This is a genomic window from Rhizobium redzepovicii (genome assembly GCF_019793435.1).
Classification (GTDB): domain Bacteria; phylum Pseudomonadota; class Alphaproteobacteria; order Rhizobiales; family Rhizobiaceae; genus Rhizobium; species Rhizobium redzepovicii.
This window is the reverse complement of record NZ_JAILYH010000012.1, coordinates 225,763-240,366: the sequence shown is the minus strand read 5'-3', so window position 1 is coordinate 240,366 and position 14,604 is coordinate 225,763. Positions and strand designations below refer to the sequence as shown.

The following is a 14,604-nucleotide window of genomic DNA, read 5'->3' as shown; positions in this document are numbered from 1 at the left end:
AACCCGCGCCCGCAGGCCCCTGCGCTAAATGAAAAGCTCCGGGCCTACGCGCGCTGACCCTATGCAACCAGAGGCAGGGGTCACTTTTGGGAGCCGATAAGGGGTCCCGTTACCAAGCCGATTGACATCCAAATTGAAGGCATGTTTAAAAAAGTAAGGGGCAGCCTCCGCTGGTTGACTGATTGAGTTGCCTATGATCGCGAGATAATGCCGGCGTCAGCGCCGCCCTTCGACGAGCGAAGGGATTAGGAGCGAGACGGCTTTTGTGCGTCCCCCGCGTGCGGAACATTCACTTTCCCTCCGGTTTCGAGGAATTGCTTTCAAGAGGCGTTCCAGGCGTCGGCGCGCGTAAAAGCCTAAGCGGGAGCGGGCCGCTCAGCGTAACTGAACGACCCGCGGCGCAGGAATTGTATCGAGCGGCCAATCGCTATGACCCAACATCCCCTTGGCTAACTGTACTTCCCCACGAGTTCCGGTGCGCGGTAGCTTTCCCCCTTGGTAAGCAACGCCCATACTACTCTCGCAGTTTTATTGGCGAGCGCGATTGCGACCACTTTGAGTGGGCGCCTGTCCATAAGCCTCCGCAGCCATCCAGAGCGTGTGCCGAACCGGCGAGCCGCGCTAAGCACACTCATAGCGCCAATATAAAGAAGGGAGCGCAGCTCACCGTTTCCCATCCTCGAGATTTTTCCCAATCGCAGCTTTTCGCCGCTCGAATTCTGCTTTGGCGTCAGGCCGAGCCACGATACAAGGGGAAAGTTTCTCGAAGAAGGGGCGAACCTCGCTCCGTCGTAATTTCCGATTGAATAACGTAGCGGCCTGCGCGTCCGTGCCGTGGACCTGAAATACCTGCTTGGCTATGTCCAACCCGATTGTCGCAATCTTATCCATGCTCCGATCCTCTTGTTGAAGTTGCGGGAGCAATCTTTTGCTTGGAGCTGGATGACCGGAGTTAGGTGTATGTCACGAGAATTTCGTCTTCTGCCGCTTCGCTCACGTATGGCGCGTTCGCGCGCTTCTCAAAGATTTGAAAGCCAACATCGTTGCAATATTCCGTTTAAAAGCGACGATTATCAAGGGCGGGCCGCGCTTGCGTCCCCGTTCCCTGAGTAGGAACGGCTCGATTACAAGCCGCGCTTCAGTCGATTTTGGAATCGACTTTGTCAACAGTGCCTATTTCAGCTTGCATTTTCGATTATTTGTTTCTATCCATAAGACTTTACTATAGGGGAAAAATCTATGCCCCATATTACTTTTGTCCATGGGATCGGAAACCAGCCAGAGCAATCTTTTCTACTCTCGGCTTGGAACGCCGCGCTTTTCAATGGGGCTGCCGGGAAGACGTCGAAATGGCACGGCACCACCTCTTCGATGTTCTATTGGGCAGACATCCTCTATTCTTCCCCCGCTCCAAACGTAGCAGATTTCGAGACTAGTCAGTTCAATCTAACTAGTGGTGAACCCATACAAACCTTGAGATCAGGCAACGAAATCGAGTTCATAAGTGGCTTAGCGTTGAAGATCGGAGGAACCCTGGCAGCCGCTGAATTAGTCAGCCAAATTCCGCCGAACAGAGCTAAGGCTGGATTATCAGTCGAGCGTGTGCCTCTTCCACTATGGGGAAAAAAATACTTCCTCAATGTGTTTCTGCGGGACGTACATCATTACTTGTTCAACGAACGTTTTTCGCCCCGGCCAGGTGAAAACTATGCGGTCCGCGATGAAATTAGAAAAAGATTTCGAGCTTCAGTCCAGGGCGTAAGCGACCCCCAGCACATAGTTATTGGCCATAGCCTTGGCTCAGTTATCGCCTACGATTGCCTAAAGTGCCTGCCCGATATGCCAACAATCTCCAATCTAGTGACGATAGGGAGCCCACTAGGGCTCGACGAGATACAGGATGAGCTTCGTCCCTCCTGGAGCCGAGAAGATGGTTATCCCTCAAAAACAGTCCTGAATTCTTGGATTAATGTCTTTGATCGCCTCGATCCCGTGGATGGGTTCGACCCATTTATCTCTGACGATTTTATGCTGGCGGGAAAGCCTGCTGTAAAAGACATAGAGGTCATCAATGAGGGAGCATGGAGGCATTCAATCCTTCGGTACCTCGGCAAAGACGCAGTGCGGAATGCGCTCGTGGGCATGCTCTCGGTAGGAAAAGCTTGAATTAAGCGCCCATAATTCGATCCGTGTGAGTGAAAGCTAAATGTGAACACGGGCAGATCACTGACGACTATTACCGTCAAGGCGCCGAAACGTTCGAACAAGCATCAGCCGTTCCGCAGGTTTTGAGTAAGCGCCCGGTGAGGGCCGTCTTGCGAGGTTGAGACGAACATCGGAAGTCCATTCTGTAATGAGCCTTTGTTCGTCAATCCCTTTCTCTTCGAAAATCTCGCCGCCCGGGTAGCTTCTGTTCGTGGTCCGCATTGTTAGCCGCCACATCCTGCCATCAGATTAAGAACCGGTAGGTCAATCTAGTACGCGTGATTTGCCGAGACATCACAGGACTTCCACGACCTTACGAAGCTCTCGTCCCGGCGACCGAAACCTTGAAGTGGTGAGGATGATGAGGCCTCTCGCTATCTCGATTATGCCGGCGCGGCCGTCTTGCCCCACTGGAATTTCGTGCCGTCTATCCACATTCTGCGCAGGATAATCGCAAGTTTTCGAGCGAGCGCCACCCGACACGCCAACCAGTACGCTGGAGCAATTGCTTCCGTGGAATTGGCAGCCACACGGACTGAACGCTCAAGCAGCCTAACCTGCGGCATTCACCGGATGCTTTTTGAACCCTCTTCCGAAATTTCCAAGGCATACGTGTTTTAGCTCAACCGAAAATAAATGGTTTGACAAAATGCAACACATATATCACTAATTGTAGTTGTTCTGTTGAGGAGGAACATAAAATGGCCAATCAAAAACCGAATGTTGGTGATGCCAAGATAGTAAAGCTTGGAAAAGACACTGTGTTGGTGATTGAAGTGAAGAATGGTGAACAGGTTGCCGAAGGGGCATATACCATTAAAGCTATAAACGTAGCATCTTCTGGGGTCGGTGGCGCAGGGGATTGCGTAGTTCAGTTCAACTAATCTAGGCGCCCTGCAAATTTGCAGGGCGTATCTAGGAGAGGCGGGGGCATATGGCACAATATACTCTGTCAAACTACAATTTTTTCACGCACAGAAGCAACGCATGCGTCGTATACAATGCGCGCACAGGCTCTTTCGTTTCAATAACTAACCAGCTCGCGGCAGCACTTCAACGCGGTGACGATATTGACGACGCTGAACTCCCCCCACTGTATGATGCTGGCGTCTTGACTCGTGGCGATGAATTACAAGAGATCACCGCTCGCTATGTCGGCAACAGGGCGGACAATCGAGTACTGCACGTCACATTGGTTCCAACACTCGGATGCAACCGTGCCTGTAGTTATTGTTATCAGGACGAGTATCGCGTGGACGGCGGGATGTCGGCTGATGTCCAATCGGCTACCGTTGATTTTATAGCCGCTCAGCTTGATCGCGGAAAATTCACGGAGCTGAGTTGCACATGGTATGGCGGCGAGCCACTCCGATGCAAGGAGGCCGTTATCTACCTCGGCGAGCGGCTCAATAGATTGGCTCTAGATAGGGCCATTCACTTGAAGCCCATGCGCATTGTTACCAACGGAGCACTTCTGTCGGAAAACACTGCTAGAAAATTGAGCGAAATCGGCTTCAATCTAGCTCAGATCTCATTCGATGCCTTAATTGATGACGGCTGGTCTAAACGAGGCGTCCTCAAGCCGGATCGAACACCCTCACTTATTCTGAGAAATGTCATAGCAGCCCGAAATTGGTTGGACATTCAAATCCGGATTAATTTAACCAAGGAAAACAAAGGTGATTCCTCCGAAATTCTGGAATGTCTTAAGACTTATGGCCTAGCCGAAATCTCGCATTTTGCTCGCGTTAGCGACTATGAAGGCGAAGCTAAGGTAAAGGTTGATAATCACGGTCATCGCTTTAAGCCCGACGACGGCGGCGTCGTGACCGAAAGCCACAACGTGGTCAGCCGGAAGGATTTTGCGGAGTTCGAATTAAAACACCTACTGCAGGAGCCGGTCGATCTGCGCAAGATCAGCCAACGGCTAACTCCCAAGACACAATTTTGCAGTGCAACAAGCGGCAATATGTATGTAGTTGATCCGGAAGGGTTTGTCAGCAGGTGCTGGCTGAGCGCGGGAGCGAAGTCAGAGGCGCTTGGGAACGTGCTCGAGTGGGTTGAGAGCCGCCTTACTGAAAATAATAGCACTGTCTGGACCAATTTCGCCCCGTTCACCTATAAATCTTGTTCTTCCTGTAAAGTTCTTCCGCTCTGCATGGGAGGCTGTTCTCATCCTCGTATTAACATGAATGCGACGAAGCCGCCTTGCGAGGCCATTAAATTCCAAATTGAATCTTACGTCGAGTACATCGGTCAACGACTTTCTTTTGACTAGGGGGCTAAAGAATGAGTGACACACCGGCGGGCGCTACAGAAAGTGACCACTTCTTAGTCAGGCTTCAGAAAAAAATAATCCCACCACTTGATGGTGGCAGATTAATTGGCCCTGGAACGCTCGTCGTATCCCAGAAATTTGTGATGGACTATATCGACACCGCCGAGGCGGTATTCAACAACAGAACTATAGCCTTCAATTTACGGCGTCCCGGCGGCGCCGGAGGTGATATCGTTTCAAACACCGACAACTGGGGAATTACTAAAACAGCCTTCGACGTTAACAGATTTTGGGATGCTGGCGTCAAAGGCGCAGGAGTGCGTATCGGTGTTGCTGACTCGGGAATGGACGCCTCACTAAAGACATTTCAGAAGCTGGTTCTTGAGGGGCGGCTTAAGTCCTTTGCGTCTTTCAACGCAAACGGATCCAAAGAAATACAGCGTGATGCTTCCGGAGTTTTGATCAGCGATGAGAAAGCAAAACCCACCTTCTCTCATTACCACGGCACTTTTTGCACCAGCATTATCGCAGGTGAAAATGACGGAAAGTTGCGAGGGGTGGCTCCGGGAGTGGATTTGCATATCGCTAGAGTGCTCCAGACGGGTAACGTGGGGACCGTGGCAAGCATCGACGCGGGTCTTAGATGGCTCTGTGACCAGAAGGTGGATTTTGTGAATCTGTCCTTGGGCTGGCCGGGACTTCATGAAGAATGGGCGGAATCGGTCGATGCTCTTTTATCAACCGGTGCGGTGGTAGTTGCTGCTATAGGAAACGAATGGGGCGTGCCAGGCGAGTATCCGTCTCGCTCCCCCGGTAACTATCCGCCTGTTTCGAGCGACCCACGGTTAATCCGCGTGGGAGCCTTTGATAGAAACGGCAACATTTGGGATTATAGCGGCGGTGGCACCGTAGATTGGTCTAACGTCACTATTCCGTCGTTGAAGGGCGCCGAGCAGCCGTCTCGTTTCGCCCAAACTTCCCCCTTTGCAGTGCCAGATTTGATTGCCCCGGGTGCCGAGATAGTTCAACCAATCCCCGGTGGAGACTACCTATCGGACTCTGGGACATCCATGGCGGCTCCCCATATTACCGGCCTGTTAGCCCTAATACTCTCTGCTTTGCGGCGGAAAGACCCGGCGGCCCGGCCTTTAAAGGCGGCTGAAATCCTCTTAAATTGCTTGGCAGTGAATCCAACGCTACCTCTGGACCGTGCAGGCAAAGGTAAACCTGATATCGCGAGGTTGATCACAGCGCTGAATTTAGACTAGTGCGATTTCGCCGCAGGCCAACAATGACCGTTATATCCATAGTTGGTCTTCTAAAACGCCACCCGTTGGCACGGGAAGGCATTGAGATGAGTACCTCCGGCGGAGCGTCCATGGTCCATTGAAAACCACCTCCTACAACACACAAAAGTTAGAGGACGGCATATGGAACTGAGGATCAAGGCATCAGATCAAACCAGCCAGGAACTTGAGCAGCTTTTGGAATCTCAAGGCATTCCCTTTCAACGTATGGAGCACGAGGGGGTAGACGCCGTCCAAGTTATCGAGTTCATCATCAATTGGGCGCCACCAGTCCTTACGCTGGTCGGTGCAATCGTGGACCTCCTGAAGAAGCTCGGAAAGGATAAGCAGGCAATAGTCACAGTAGATCTCGCAGACAAATAATGCCCGACCTCGACGATCTAGATAGCTTGAGAAAGCGGTACATCGGTGCGGAACCGCTTTCAGGAGCAGCAGCCGGGCGATGGAAAAGTCGTTTTGCTGGTCTACATCTTTATGACGCCACGGGTGAGGTATTGTTGCGGGATGCTCTGCCGACTGCCACTTGGACCGAGATAGGCGTCCCTTGGATCGACCGCGCCATCCTTGGGAGCAGCAAGTTTGAGGGCGCTAAGATCTACACTTGGTTCCAATTCACCCGGGAACTCGGGGGCTTTGCTCCCGAGATCGATTTTTTTCTTCGAAGCAGGGACTTAGCGAGCAGGGGCGGGTGGCAGATCATCCTGTTGCGTTCAGGCGCTCTTAAGGCAGTCTGCACAAAATATACCACTACAGAGGAGCTTCTATCCGGTTCGCCCGAGTGGCGGAAATTTGAGGCCTGGATAATCTGTCTAGATCACGATTTCCTATATGACAGCCTCGCACTTTTTGCAGCTTTTCCACTGGGGTTGAGCGACAGACTTGAGGCGGCTCTGGGCCACTTGTTGCGATTAATGGTATATTGGCCCAAAGGCAAATATCCAGAAGTTTCCCTGCATGATGAAGATGTTCCGGGTTACTTGCGCAACTGCCTCGCCAGCAAATCGGAAATTGCGGCATCTCTAGTTGACACCTTTGTAACCTGTACCGATTCCGAGCGCTCTTGCCTCGAAACGTTGCTTAAAATTAGATCGACGAAAGAGTTTCTTGATCTCTACGGCTCGGTTGGCGGAACTGGGCCTGAGTTTGAAAAACGACGCTCCTATCTGCTCCAGGCGAGCAAGTCTATGATGTTTCATTTTCTTGCAGGCCACGAACTCGGGCATTATCTGACCGACAACAGAAAGGAGATCACTAACGCTGCAGCAATGTATAAGTGGGTCGACACCGATGTGTTGAAAGGCAAGGCGCGACCGAGGCGGACCGTTGACGAATGCTGCAGTGATATCTACGGCGTTTTAAATTGTACAACGCAAGCGGCGCGCTTCGAGCTGCCCGTCACGCTGGCGGTGTCTGCTGTTGACTGGATTTGGCTGTTCGCGGCAACGCGTGCTGAGGTGAATACGGATGAAGAAGAAGCGTATTGGCAGATGCTCAAGAACCGCAGATTAAGCGTGTATCGCCAATGGCGAAATTGGGCCAGCGACAGTGAGAATTGCGCAGCGACCAGATCAGAAGATATTTTCCATCTTTTTTATCCGGCGCTTCCGCATATTCGCGCAAAGCTCGATACCATTTATAAGATTAACGCGTCTGTCACAGGTGGCGATGACCCACCACGACGGTTGCTCAGCTGGATTTACTAGGGCGAATCGACATTCATCGAAGCCAGATTATTTGTTCCCCGAATAGGCGGATGGTCATTCCAGCATAGCTGCCCTGGGCAGGGTAAAAAGTGGGTATAGGCTGGTGCGCCGTCACTTCATATCGTTCAAACGGTAACTTTGAGGCGGCAAGCTGCCAGATGTGACGCCGTGGCTAAAAGCTTAAACTTTGCCGTGACACGACCGCTACCAAGCTGGAAACAGACCGACTGGTCCTTGGTCGTGTCACGTAGTCCGCGCACATTCCCGCCGTGGAGGCGCTGGTGCTCCTTGTCAGTTGCTCGATGCTAAAGGCATTGGGATGTCCCATACGACATCCGCCAGGTTACTCAGAAACTCCTGACGCTCCGTGACAGCTATTGCATTCCAACGTTGCCAGCTTTCGAGCTGGCGCACGGTTGCCGTAATCTTGTCGTCTTTGCCCACTTCGTGCGAGGCAGCATCCGCCTGACACTTCGTTAGCAGGAATTTCGACTGCTCATACGCCACGATTTTTCCGGAATACCGGCCGTTCTGGAGCGCCCTGTTGATCGCTTTTTCGATGAGTAACAGGTTGCCGAGACACTGGCGAATATGGATATCGGCGGCACCCTCGCCGAACTCTTCCGCGGCCTCGGCAGAAGCATTCGATGCCAAGATGTGCTCGATGTCGTTTCCGCCGGCCGTGTAGTCGGACAGGCGGTCGCGGGATGCACTCGGGCCGTATGCCTGCAGGTCGATATACTGCGTGAGCTTTGCCAGGAGATAGCGAAGACGGAAGCCGCGGAGCTGCCAGGTCTTCAGACCAAGCAATGTCCTCCGGAATTCTACGGCCAGCGTTTGACGCTCGGCACGCAAGGTTTTCTCCAAAAACAGTTCGAGCTGCGCATCAGCGATTTTGTTGAGCTGATGCGCAGCTTCGATAATACGTCTCTCATACTCTTTACCTGACGTGCCGGTCAGTAGCCAAACGAACATGGTTTTCTCCAGTTCGTCGGCAAGTTTGGTGAAATTCGCAGGGGATAGGGAGCGGCCAGCAAGCAGGAGAATAAAGTGCTGTTTTATGGACTTTCCGCCGAGGAGACGGGTGTTGATGATCCCCGCCTCTTCTTCCCCAGCGACGTTCCGGCCCTTCGCGAAGTGAGCATACGCCTTGGCAGCGTCAAGCAGCTTTCCGGCAAAAATGAGCGGTTTCTTTTCATGATTGGTTTGCTCCGCGTTCTTCCGAAACCAATCGTAGATCGCGTCTTCACGAAGCCTTCCGTCGACATCATGAGCCGCAAGCAGATAGTACCTCAGGAACCGGAGCGGCTTTTCGTTGGCCAGATAGATAGCATCGGTGAGCTGTTTCCACACAGTTTTCAGCTTGCTAAACTCCTCGCCCTTCGCGTTCATGAATAGAAGGTTTTTGAGCAAGTCCATGGCGTCGAGGCCGACGCCGCGATCATTGATCGTTTCGAATATTTTCAACGCCACGGCTACGGTTGGAGTTTCGATCCGGATAATCTTCACCTTGTTGGTGAAGTAGCCGTAGAAGCGGCGCACTTCCGTTGGATCGTTCTTAAGCGTGGTCTCAATGAATTCCTTGATTGTGAGATAGGCGTTGTAGAGATTTCGGATCGACCTCGTCCCATCGCTGGGGGCGTCGGTGCCTGCACCTTCCGCATACCTTCTGAGGACGTCGCCGGCATCTTCGTATTGAAGGTCAAGCCTTAGGCTTTGCGTTGTCTCGCCCTGCCAGTTGGTGGAGCTATAGATTATCTGCCCGGGAAGCTCTTCTGGAACTTCTGCATTCAAAGTGACCAGCATATCGCGGAGCGCGCATAATGTAAGATAGGCGGTTGTGGTTCGCTGCTGACCGTCGATGAGATCGAAAACGTCGCTGTCCTCGCGGCAAACGACGACGGTCCCGATGAAATACTCAGGCGCGTCGTTCTTACTAGCATTCTGGTACTCGCTGTAGATGTCGCTCAAAAATTGCTCGACCTCTTCGCCACCTTCGCCGCGGGGATCCGTCTCTCCCCAAACGTACTCCCGCTGATAATCGGGCACACGATAGAAGTCCTGGAAAAGAGATTTAATGTTCCGGTCCTGCGGATCGATCTGTTTATTCATGAATAAAGCCCCGTGTGAATGATCTGCTTGTCCGCTTTTTGGGACTAGATAAGTCAACTTCCCGAGGAAGTAGTTGAGCTTTTGCCGCAATGTCGAACCTACTTATTGAATGTCCGAGACCGCCTTGCACTACGGGCCACAACCTGAGGCAAGCGCGGTCCGCAACGCGGTGACACCAGGGCTTTGGAGCAAAAACCAAGCAGTCCCGAGAGTTTCCATGAACACCACAGACATACCATCGCCGCGAACCCGCAGTCCGTGCCCAATATCGGTTAGCCTATTGTCGATCGTGTCGAACTTGGTGCGAGAACTATGGTGGTGGGCCCCGCCGCACTTGTTGGCGACATAGCGGATGAGGGTCGCGCGATCGACAATCTCACCGGCAAACCCTAGGCAAGGCGTAGCCAGGAACTTGGTGTACTTAAGCGTTTTCACGGATGGACTTCGGGGCGACGTCTTCAGGTTTTCTTCAAACTGCCGGCGGTGAGGACTCTGGGGCCCGGACGCGCGATAAGCATAATAGGCCTCGGTGACATGATCACCATAAGGATAACCGCCTGCAGCAAACACAATCGCCTGAGTTAGCGGAGTTCCTGTGAAGTCGGGGACATCGATTTCAATGACAATTCCGAACTCATTAGCAACAGCGCCCAGCGCGTTATCGTCCATCAGAAAGCGCAACGCGATGCTGGCATAGATTGCCTCGCCTTCCCGTGGCGCACTGGGTGCGATGGATCGTTCAAGTTGATCGAGATGTATCCGCACAACCTGACGCCTTTCGATCAGAACGTCTTGCAAAAAGAACTCCATAGCAGGGCGAGATTAGCGGACTGCGAATGTCACTAACAGATTCTGCTGTTGGAGTGTAGCGTCGTGAAGAACTCTGGCTGGTTTAACGCGCAAAGTGGTCACGCGCTGGCCGCGCCCAGGACTCGGTAGACCTGCATTCGCGAGCATCCAATCTCTTTTGCAATTGCCGTTGCGCCGACGCCAGCTGCCGCCAACTGTAGAATCTTCTGATAGTCAATTCGAACCTTGCCTCCTTTGTACCGCCCGGCTGATTTGGCCCGCTCTATACCTTCTCGCTGGCGCTCCTTTATGAAGCGCCGCTCCATTTGAGCAACCATGCCCAGAACCGTTAAAATGACAGGCCCCATCTCACCGTGCGTCGAGACATGTGGATCAAGTATCGTTACGAAAGCTCCGCGCTGCTCGCATTCATGGACGATGTTCAGCACATCGCGGGTGTCACGGCCGAGGCGATCAAGCCGAGTCACCATCAACTCATCACCTTCACGGAGGAATTCGATGATGGTTGCCAGTTCAGTTCGGCCATCGCGGCTCGCGCCAGAGACCTTTTCTGCCCGCACGATCACACAGCCTTCGGCTCTCAGGCGTTGTTGCTGAATTTCAAAATCCTGGTCGATCGTACTGACGCGGGCGTACCCTATTTTTGTCATGTGTCACCTCAAGCTTTAGGCTCAAGGCTACCCTGTCACAAATGGTCGACGTCAAGACAAATGTGACGGCCAATGGGGTAACGTCGACCGTGTCACATACAGCTATACCCCAATGATACACGCGATATCGCTTTTCAATTTGACCTCGCGCTAATCGAGGATGAGGTAAAATTGTTAGCACGTTGAAAAGGAGGGTGCCTGAGGCACCCCGGTTTAAGAAGTTTTAGGCGTATGATCAAGAGAAGGAAGTTCGAGTCCAAGCCCAAGCCGCAACGATATTATGCGCTGTTGGAAGATATGGTTGGGTCGATCGAAGGGAACAACTATAGCAGGTCGCACGTGCTGTTGGATGGGGTGGACGCTGCTCGGTTTGATGAAAACCCTTTATCGTTGAATGATCCTTCGGCATTAAGCCTGATTCGAGCTATCTCGACAGAGAGGGTGTGGCGCAATCGGCACGACCTTGGTGAGGTTGCGAAGGGCGATTGGGTAGAGATAAGTCTCCATGATGAAGGGCAAGCGCCGATGGCCTGGGAGATGCGGCCCGACAACGACTACAGACGAGATTCGAAGCGTTCGGTTGAAAAAATTCGGCGTATAGGTCGCATCTTGCCCGCCGGTGGCGCGACTGGTGACAACCCGGAACTTGTGATGAAACTGCAAGCTGGAAGTAACGCGGCCCGCGGTGATCACCAAACCATCGCCTTCCAAAACCTTGCTAGCCGTGTGTTGCCCGCGTCACCGCCGCCAGTAAGCAATCATGATGACAAGCTGGAAATCATCGTCCTCGACGTGGGCCAAGCCAGCGCCGTGCTTATGCGTCGTAATGGGACGGCTATCGGACTTTTTGATGCAGGCCATCCGTTATGGTTCAACAAGAAATCGCTACCTCGGCATTTCGTTGCACCAGATCTAGGAAACGGCTTTATATTTCTGTCCCACTGGGATTTCGATCATTTTGAAATGGGGCGCCTCCAAGTCGCCTGGCATCAGAACGATTGGTTCGCACCAGATCAATTGGTCGGCCCAAATACGGCGCTGTTCCAACGGTTGCTCGGCGCGCGGTTGACGTTCGTGGACGGGCCTCTGATCATTGGCGGTTTGCATTTCGAACGCGGCACATGCCTCGACCCGGTGGATCGTAATAATACCGGATATCAAATGAGATATGAGCGCGATGGGAAGGCAGTTTTGCTGACGGGCGATGCTGACTACGAACACATCGCACCGCACATGAAAGCGGACTTGACCCACTTGTGCATTCCGCATCATGGTGGTCGAGGCACTGCTCCCCCAGGGCCAAACGGCACATCAGGGCGCGCTGTGGTTTCATATGGCTTGCCTAATGGATATCGCCATCCGTACGGGCCTCAGATTCATGCCCATCGAGGTCTGGGGTGGACTGTCGCGCCGACAGCCGACGATCACGCTCCGCGCGGCGATCGTCTCCTCTTTTCTGCTCCTTAGGCTCCAAGCACACCGGATCCATCTCACGGAATACGCAGCGAGGCTTCCCATGCCTCGCGATAAGGCTCAAGCTGCGACTGCCGCATGTCACCTCGGGTGCGGACGATGATGACCAGTCTGGCGCGTATGCGGACTGGGGGCTCCTGGCCGATAAGAGTTACCCTGCGGTCAAGCCCATAACGCATCAGGGAACTGTCCAAGCTGCGGAAGCTCGATCGGCTGTGCGGCGGCGAATACAGCATCGGCCATCCCAAGAGCGGCAAACGTTCCCTCGATCTCCATCCTGCCCAGGCTTCGAGGACGAGGCGGCGCGTGCGATATTCGCCGTACTGGCGGATTTCCTTTTCCTTCAAAACGCGGAAGGCTTCCGAGGGGTAGTCGGGGCCTTTCAAGTCTGCGGGGTCAAGGATGTAGCCCAGCTCGTCGTGCGTCAGGCCATAGGCCCGGGCTGTAGGCGTCGAGCTCGGCGCGGAGGAGCGCGCGGCGATCTTCGTCCCAGGCGAAGGGCGGACCGTCATGGCCCAGATCGCGGGCAAATGAAATGGGTCGGACTAATCCAACGGGTCGAGTTCTGCCGGATGATCATCCCGCCTGTAGAACCGGCCGATTGCTCGGTCCATTGCACGAAGCACGTATGCAGACCCGGAATCTACATCATTGATGTCGAATTTCCTGCCGGCCGCTTCCGCGACGGCGTGTGCCTGCTTGACGAGATAGTCACGGAAGACCTCGACGACCTGCACCTTGGCACGTGCCGTAAGATCGCCAAGCCTGAGTTCGCGCTGCGTCGCTTCGGCAATAATCGCGAGGACCCGGTCATCGGCCACACGCGTTGTTGCGAGTATTCCGTAGAGATATTCAATCCTCTCAACCAAAGTGCGGAGATGAATGTAACCCGAGGCGCTGATTTTGACGCTGTCGGACATCTTGGCGAAAATGTTGCCCATATGATCGGCATCAATCAGATATCTAGTGAGGATCAGATTGACAGCCGCCGCGGTGTCCTCCGGGTCATATCCCAGCTTTTGCATAAGCTCGCATATGTGTTGGACCGTGAAATACCCTTCTATGCCGATCTGACCGGCGCGCTTTCGAGAAGCGGCGAGGAAGAACAATATCTCGATGACAAGAAAGTTGGACGGCCGGTTCCATTCGTTTTCGAAGTTGAAGATGTTTGAAATGAATCCGCTACGATCGCTAAAAAGCCGGTAGTCCGTCCGCATCAGGATTTTCAGGAGATTGTGCTCCGTGATTCTGATCTCTCCCCCACCCCGCACTTGCGAAGTAATCTGATCCTCGCCCAAATGCCCCGAGGTGATGATGCTGACGAACATATCGAGTGCGCGGCGGACATCCTTACCGGCGAGGCTTTCCATTATTCGCGCAATGTTTCGGCGGCGCTCGAAAAGCTCGACGTATAGCTCTTGCAGGAACCGCCCCAGCTCGGTCGTAGGCACCGTGATGCGGAAGCCTGACGGAAGAACGTAGCTCTGGGTATTTTCAGAGCGTTCCGCTAGATACTCCAAACTGAGGTCAAGGCGTTTGCGCACCACATCAATGAATCGGGGCGGCGAAATATGAAAGGCTATGCCTGCCCGAAAGGTATCAAGCGGGGGCCTAGTCTTGAACCGCTCATACGTTTCATCACGCATCTGGAGAATAGTGAAGGCTTTAGTTTGCCCCATAAACCAGAGAGAAAGCTGAAAAATATCGAGTTGCGACCTGAGATCGAGCCGATCGACGTTGTCCATCACCACAAGGAGCAGTTCTTTACGCTGTCCGAGGATGTGGTTTGCCAAACCGATTGCATACTCGATCGGGTCATCCTGCCACTTCTGAAGGTCCTCGTTCCTAAGAATTGCAGCCTTCGTTTGGTCCCACACGGCAACGTCGTCATAGATCGGCTTCCGACGCTGGATTTGCTTAGAAAAAATGCCCCATAATACCTCACGCTTAGTCAAGTCGAGTTCTGGGTTTTCGGCCTGAAAGCTCTCAATAAATTCCCTCGCAAGCCATTCCTGGGCATTCGAAAGATCGAAACTTCCCGAACCAAAATCTATCCACACCCAGCG

The 14,604-nt window shown here is 53.2% G+C and carries 13 protein-coding genes and 1 pseudogene; 7 read left to right on the top strand and 7 right to left on the bottom strand.

The window, feature by feature from the left end; translation table 11 throughout:
- Window positions 1-449 precede the first annotated feature (449 nt).
- Together K6N12_RS20710 and K6N12_RS20705 are read right to left on the bottom strand one after the other, a co-directional pair.
- A pseudogene (locus tag K6N12_RS20710) lies at window positions 450-740 on the bottom strand (transposase); the annotation flags it as partial.
- Window positions 664-891 carry a hypothetical protein gene (locus tag K6N12_RS20705; protein ID WP_222148964.1) on the bottom strand — a complete coding sequence of 76 codons (228 nt, stop codon included), beginning with the start codon at window positions 889-891 and terminating at the stop codon, window positions 664-666. The gene K6N12_RS20705 and the pseudogene K6N12_RS20710, both read right to left, overlap by 77 nt.
- Before the next feature lie 348 nt (window positions 892-1,239).
- On the opposite strand from K6N12_RS20705, the gene K6N12_RS20700 reads away from it, so the two are divergent.
- The 6 genes from K6N12_RS20700 to K6N12_RS20675 all read left to right on the top strand — a co-directional run bounded on the left by K6N12_RS20700 (window position 1,240) and on the right by K6N12_RS20675 (window position 7,493).
- Complete coding sequence (locus K6N12_RS20700; protein WP_222148963.1) at window positions 1,240-2,166, top strand: hypothetical protein; 927 nt, start codon at window positions 1,240-1,242, stop codon at window positions 2,164-2,166.
- 740 nt (window positions 2,167-2,906) lie between these two features.
- On the top strand, window positions 2,907-3,089 hold the full coding sequence (locus K6N12_RS20695; protein WP_222148962.1) for a hypothetical protein: 183 nt from the start codon (window positions 2,907-2,909) through the stop codon (window positions 3,087-3,089).
- Between the two features lie 50 nt (window positions 3,090-3,139).
- Window positions 3,140-4,483 (top strand): radical SAM/SPASM domain-containing protein, encoded by a 1,344-nt coding sequence (locus tag K6N12_RS20690; protein ID WP_222148961.1) that lies wholly within the window; start codon window positions 3,140-3,142, stop codon window positions 4,481-4,483.
- Window positions 4,484-4,494: 11 nt separating this feature from the next.
- A complete protein-coding gene (locus tag K6N12_RS20685; protein ID WP_222148960.1) occupies window positions 4,495-5,751 on the top strand; it encodes a S8 family peptidase in 1,257 nt (418 codons plus the stop codon).
- 162 nt (window positions 5,752-5,913) lie between these two features.
- A complete protein-coding gene (locus tag K6N12_RS20680; protein WP_222148959.1) occupies window positions 5,914-6,153 on the top strand; it encodes a hypothetical protein in 240 nt (79 codons plus the stop codon).
- Window positions 6,153-7,493, top strand: a complete 1,341-nt coding sequence (locus tag K6N12_RS20675) for a hypothetical protein (protein ID WP_222148958.1) — start codon at window positions 6,153-6,155, stop codon at window positions 7,491-7,493. Before K6N12_RS20680 ends, K6N12_RS20675 begins: the two co-directional genes overlap by 1 nt.
- A gap of 291 nt (window positions 7,494-7,784) precedes the next feature.
- Here the strand turns inward: K6N12_RS20675 and K6N12_RS20670 are convergent, their stop codons facing one another.
- The 3 genes from K6N12_RS20670 to K6N12_RS20660 form a co-directional block, all read right to left on the bottom strand.
- The gene (locus K6N12_RS20670) at window positions 7,785-9,605 is read right to left on the bottom strand and encodes a DUF262 domain-containing protein (protein WP_222148957.1); all 1,821 of its coding nucleotides are present in this window, start codon (window positions 9,603-9,605) and stop codon (window positions 7,785-7,787) included.
- A 129-nt stretch (window positions 9,606-9,734) separates the two neighbouring features.
- The gene (locus K6N12_RS20665; RefSeq protein WP_222148956.1) at window positions 9,735-10,403 is read right to left on the bottom strand and encodes a hypothetical protein; all 669 of its coding nucleotides are present in this window, start codon (window positions 10,401-10,403) and stop codon (window positions 9,735-9,737) included.
- 110 nt (window positions 10,404-10,513) lie between these two features.
- Window positions 10,514-11,065: a recombinase family protein gene (locus K6N12_RS20660; protein WP_222148955.1), complete on the bottom strand. Its 552-nt coding sequence runs from the start codon at window positions 11,063-11,065 to the stop codon at window positions 10,514-10,516.
- A 231-nt stretch (window positions 11,066-11,296) separates the two neighbouring features.
- Between K6N12_RS20660 and K6N12_RS20655 the strand changes: the two genes are divergently transcribed.
- Window positions 11,297-12,532: a ComEC/Rec2 family competence protein gene (locus K6N12_RS20655; protein ID WP_222148954.1), complete on the top strand. Its 1,236-nt coding sequence runs from the start codon at window positions 11,297-11,299 to the stop codon at window positions 12,530-12,532.
- A 23-nt stretch (window positions 12,533-12,555) separates the two neighbouring features.
- Here K6N12_RS20655 and K6N12_RS34165 read toward each other — a convergent pair whose 3' ends face one another.
- Both K6N12_RS34165 and K6N12_RS20645 read right to left on the bottom strand, forming a co-directional pair.
- A complete protein-coding gene (locus K6N12_RS34165; RefSeq protein ID WP_246645575.1) occupies window positions 12,556-13,050 on the bottom strand; it encodes a hypothetical protein in 495 nt (164 codons plus the stop codon).
- Window positions 13,051-13,083: 33 nt separating this feature from the next.
- Entirely contained in the window at window positions 13,084-14,598 is a 1,515-nt protein-coding gene (locus K6N12_RS20645) for a hypothetical protein (RefSeq protein WP_222148953.1), read from the bottom strand.
- Between the last annotated feature and the right edge of the window lie 6 nt (window positions 14,599-14,604).

Bases quoted from the DNA above. Each gene is read 5' to 3' on its own strand.
- K6N12_RS20705 (WP_222148964.1), bottom strand. From the start codon at position 891: ATGGATAAGATTGCGACAATCGGGTTGGACATAGCCAAGCAGGTATTT.
- K6N12_RS20700 (WP_222148963.1), top strand. From the start codon at position 1,240: ATGCCCCATATTACTTTTGTCCATGGGATCGGAAACCAGCCAGAGCAA.
- K6N12_RS20695 (WP_222148962.1), top strand. From the start codon at position 2,907: ATGGCCAATCAAAAACCGAATGTTGGTGATGCCAAGATAGTAAAGCTT.
- K6N12_RS20690 (WP_222148961.1), top strand. From the start codon at position 3,140: ATGGCACAATATACTCTGTCAAACTACAATTTTTTCACGCACAGAAGC.
- K6N12_RS20685 (WP_222148960.1), top strand. From the start codon at position 4,495: ATGAGTGACACACCGGCGGGCGCTACAGAAAGTGACCACTTCTTAGTC.
- K6N12_RS20680 (WP_222148959.1), top strand. From the start codon at position 5,914: ATGGAACTGAGGATCAAGGCATCAGATCAAACCAGCCAGGAACTTGAG.
- K6N12_RS20675 (WP_222148958.1), top strand. From the start codon at position 6,153: ATGCCCGACCTCGACGATCTAGATAGCTTGAGAAAGCGGTACATCGGT.
- K6N12_RS20670 (WP_222148957.1), bottom strand. From the start codon at position 9,605: ATGAATAAACAGATCGATCCGCAGGACCGGAACATTAAATCTCTTTTC.
- K6N12_RS20660 (WP_222148955.1), bottom strand. From the start codon at position 11,065: ATGACAAAAATAGGGTACGCCCGCGTCAGTACGATCGACCAGGATTTT.
- K6N12_RS20655 (WP_222148954.1), top strand. From the start codon at position 11,297: ATGATCAAGAGAAGGAAGTTCGAGTCCAAGCCCAAGCCGCAACGATAT.
- K6N12_RS34165 (WP_246645575.1), bottom strand. From the start codon at position 13,050: ATGACGGTCCGCCCTTCGCCTGGGACGAAGATCGCCGCGCGCTCCTCC.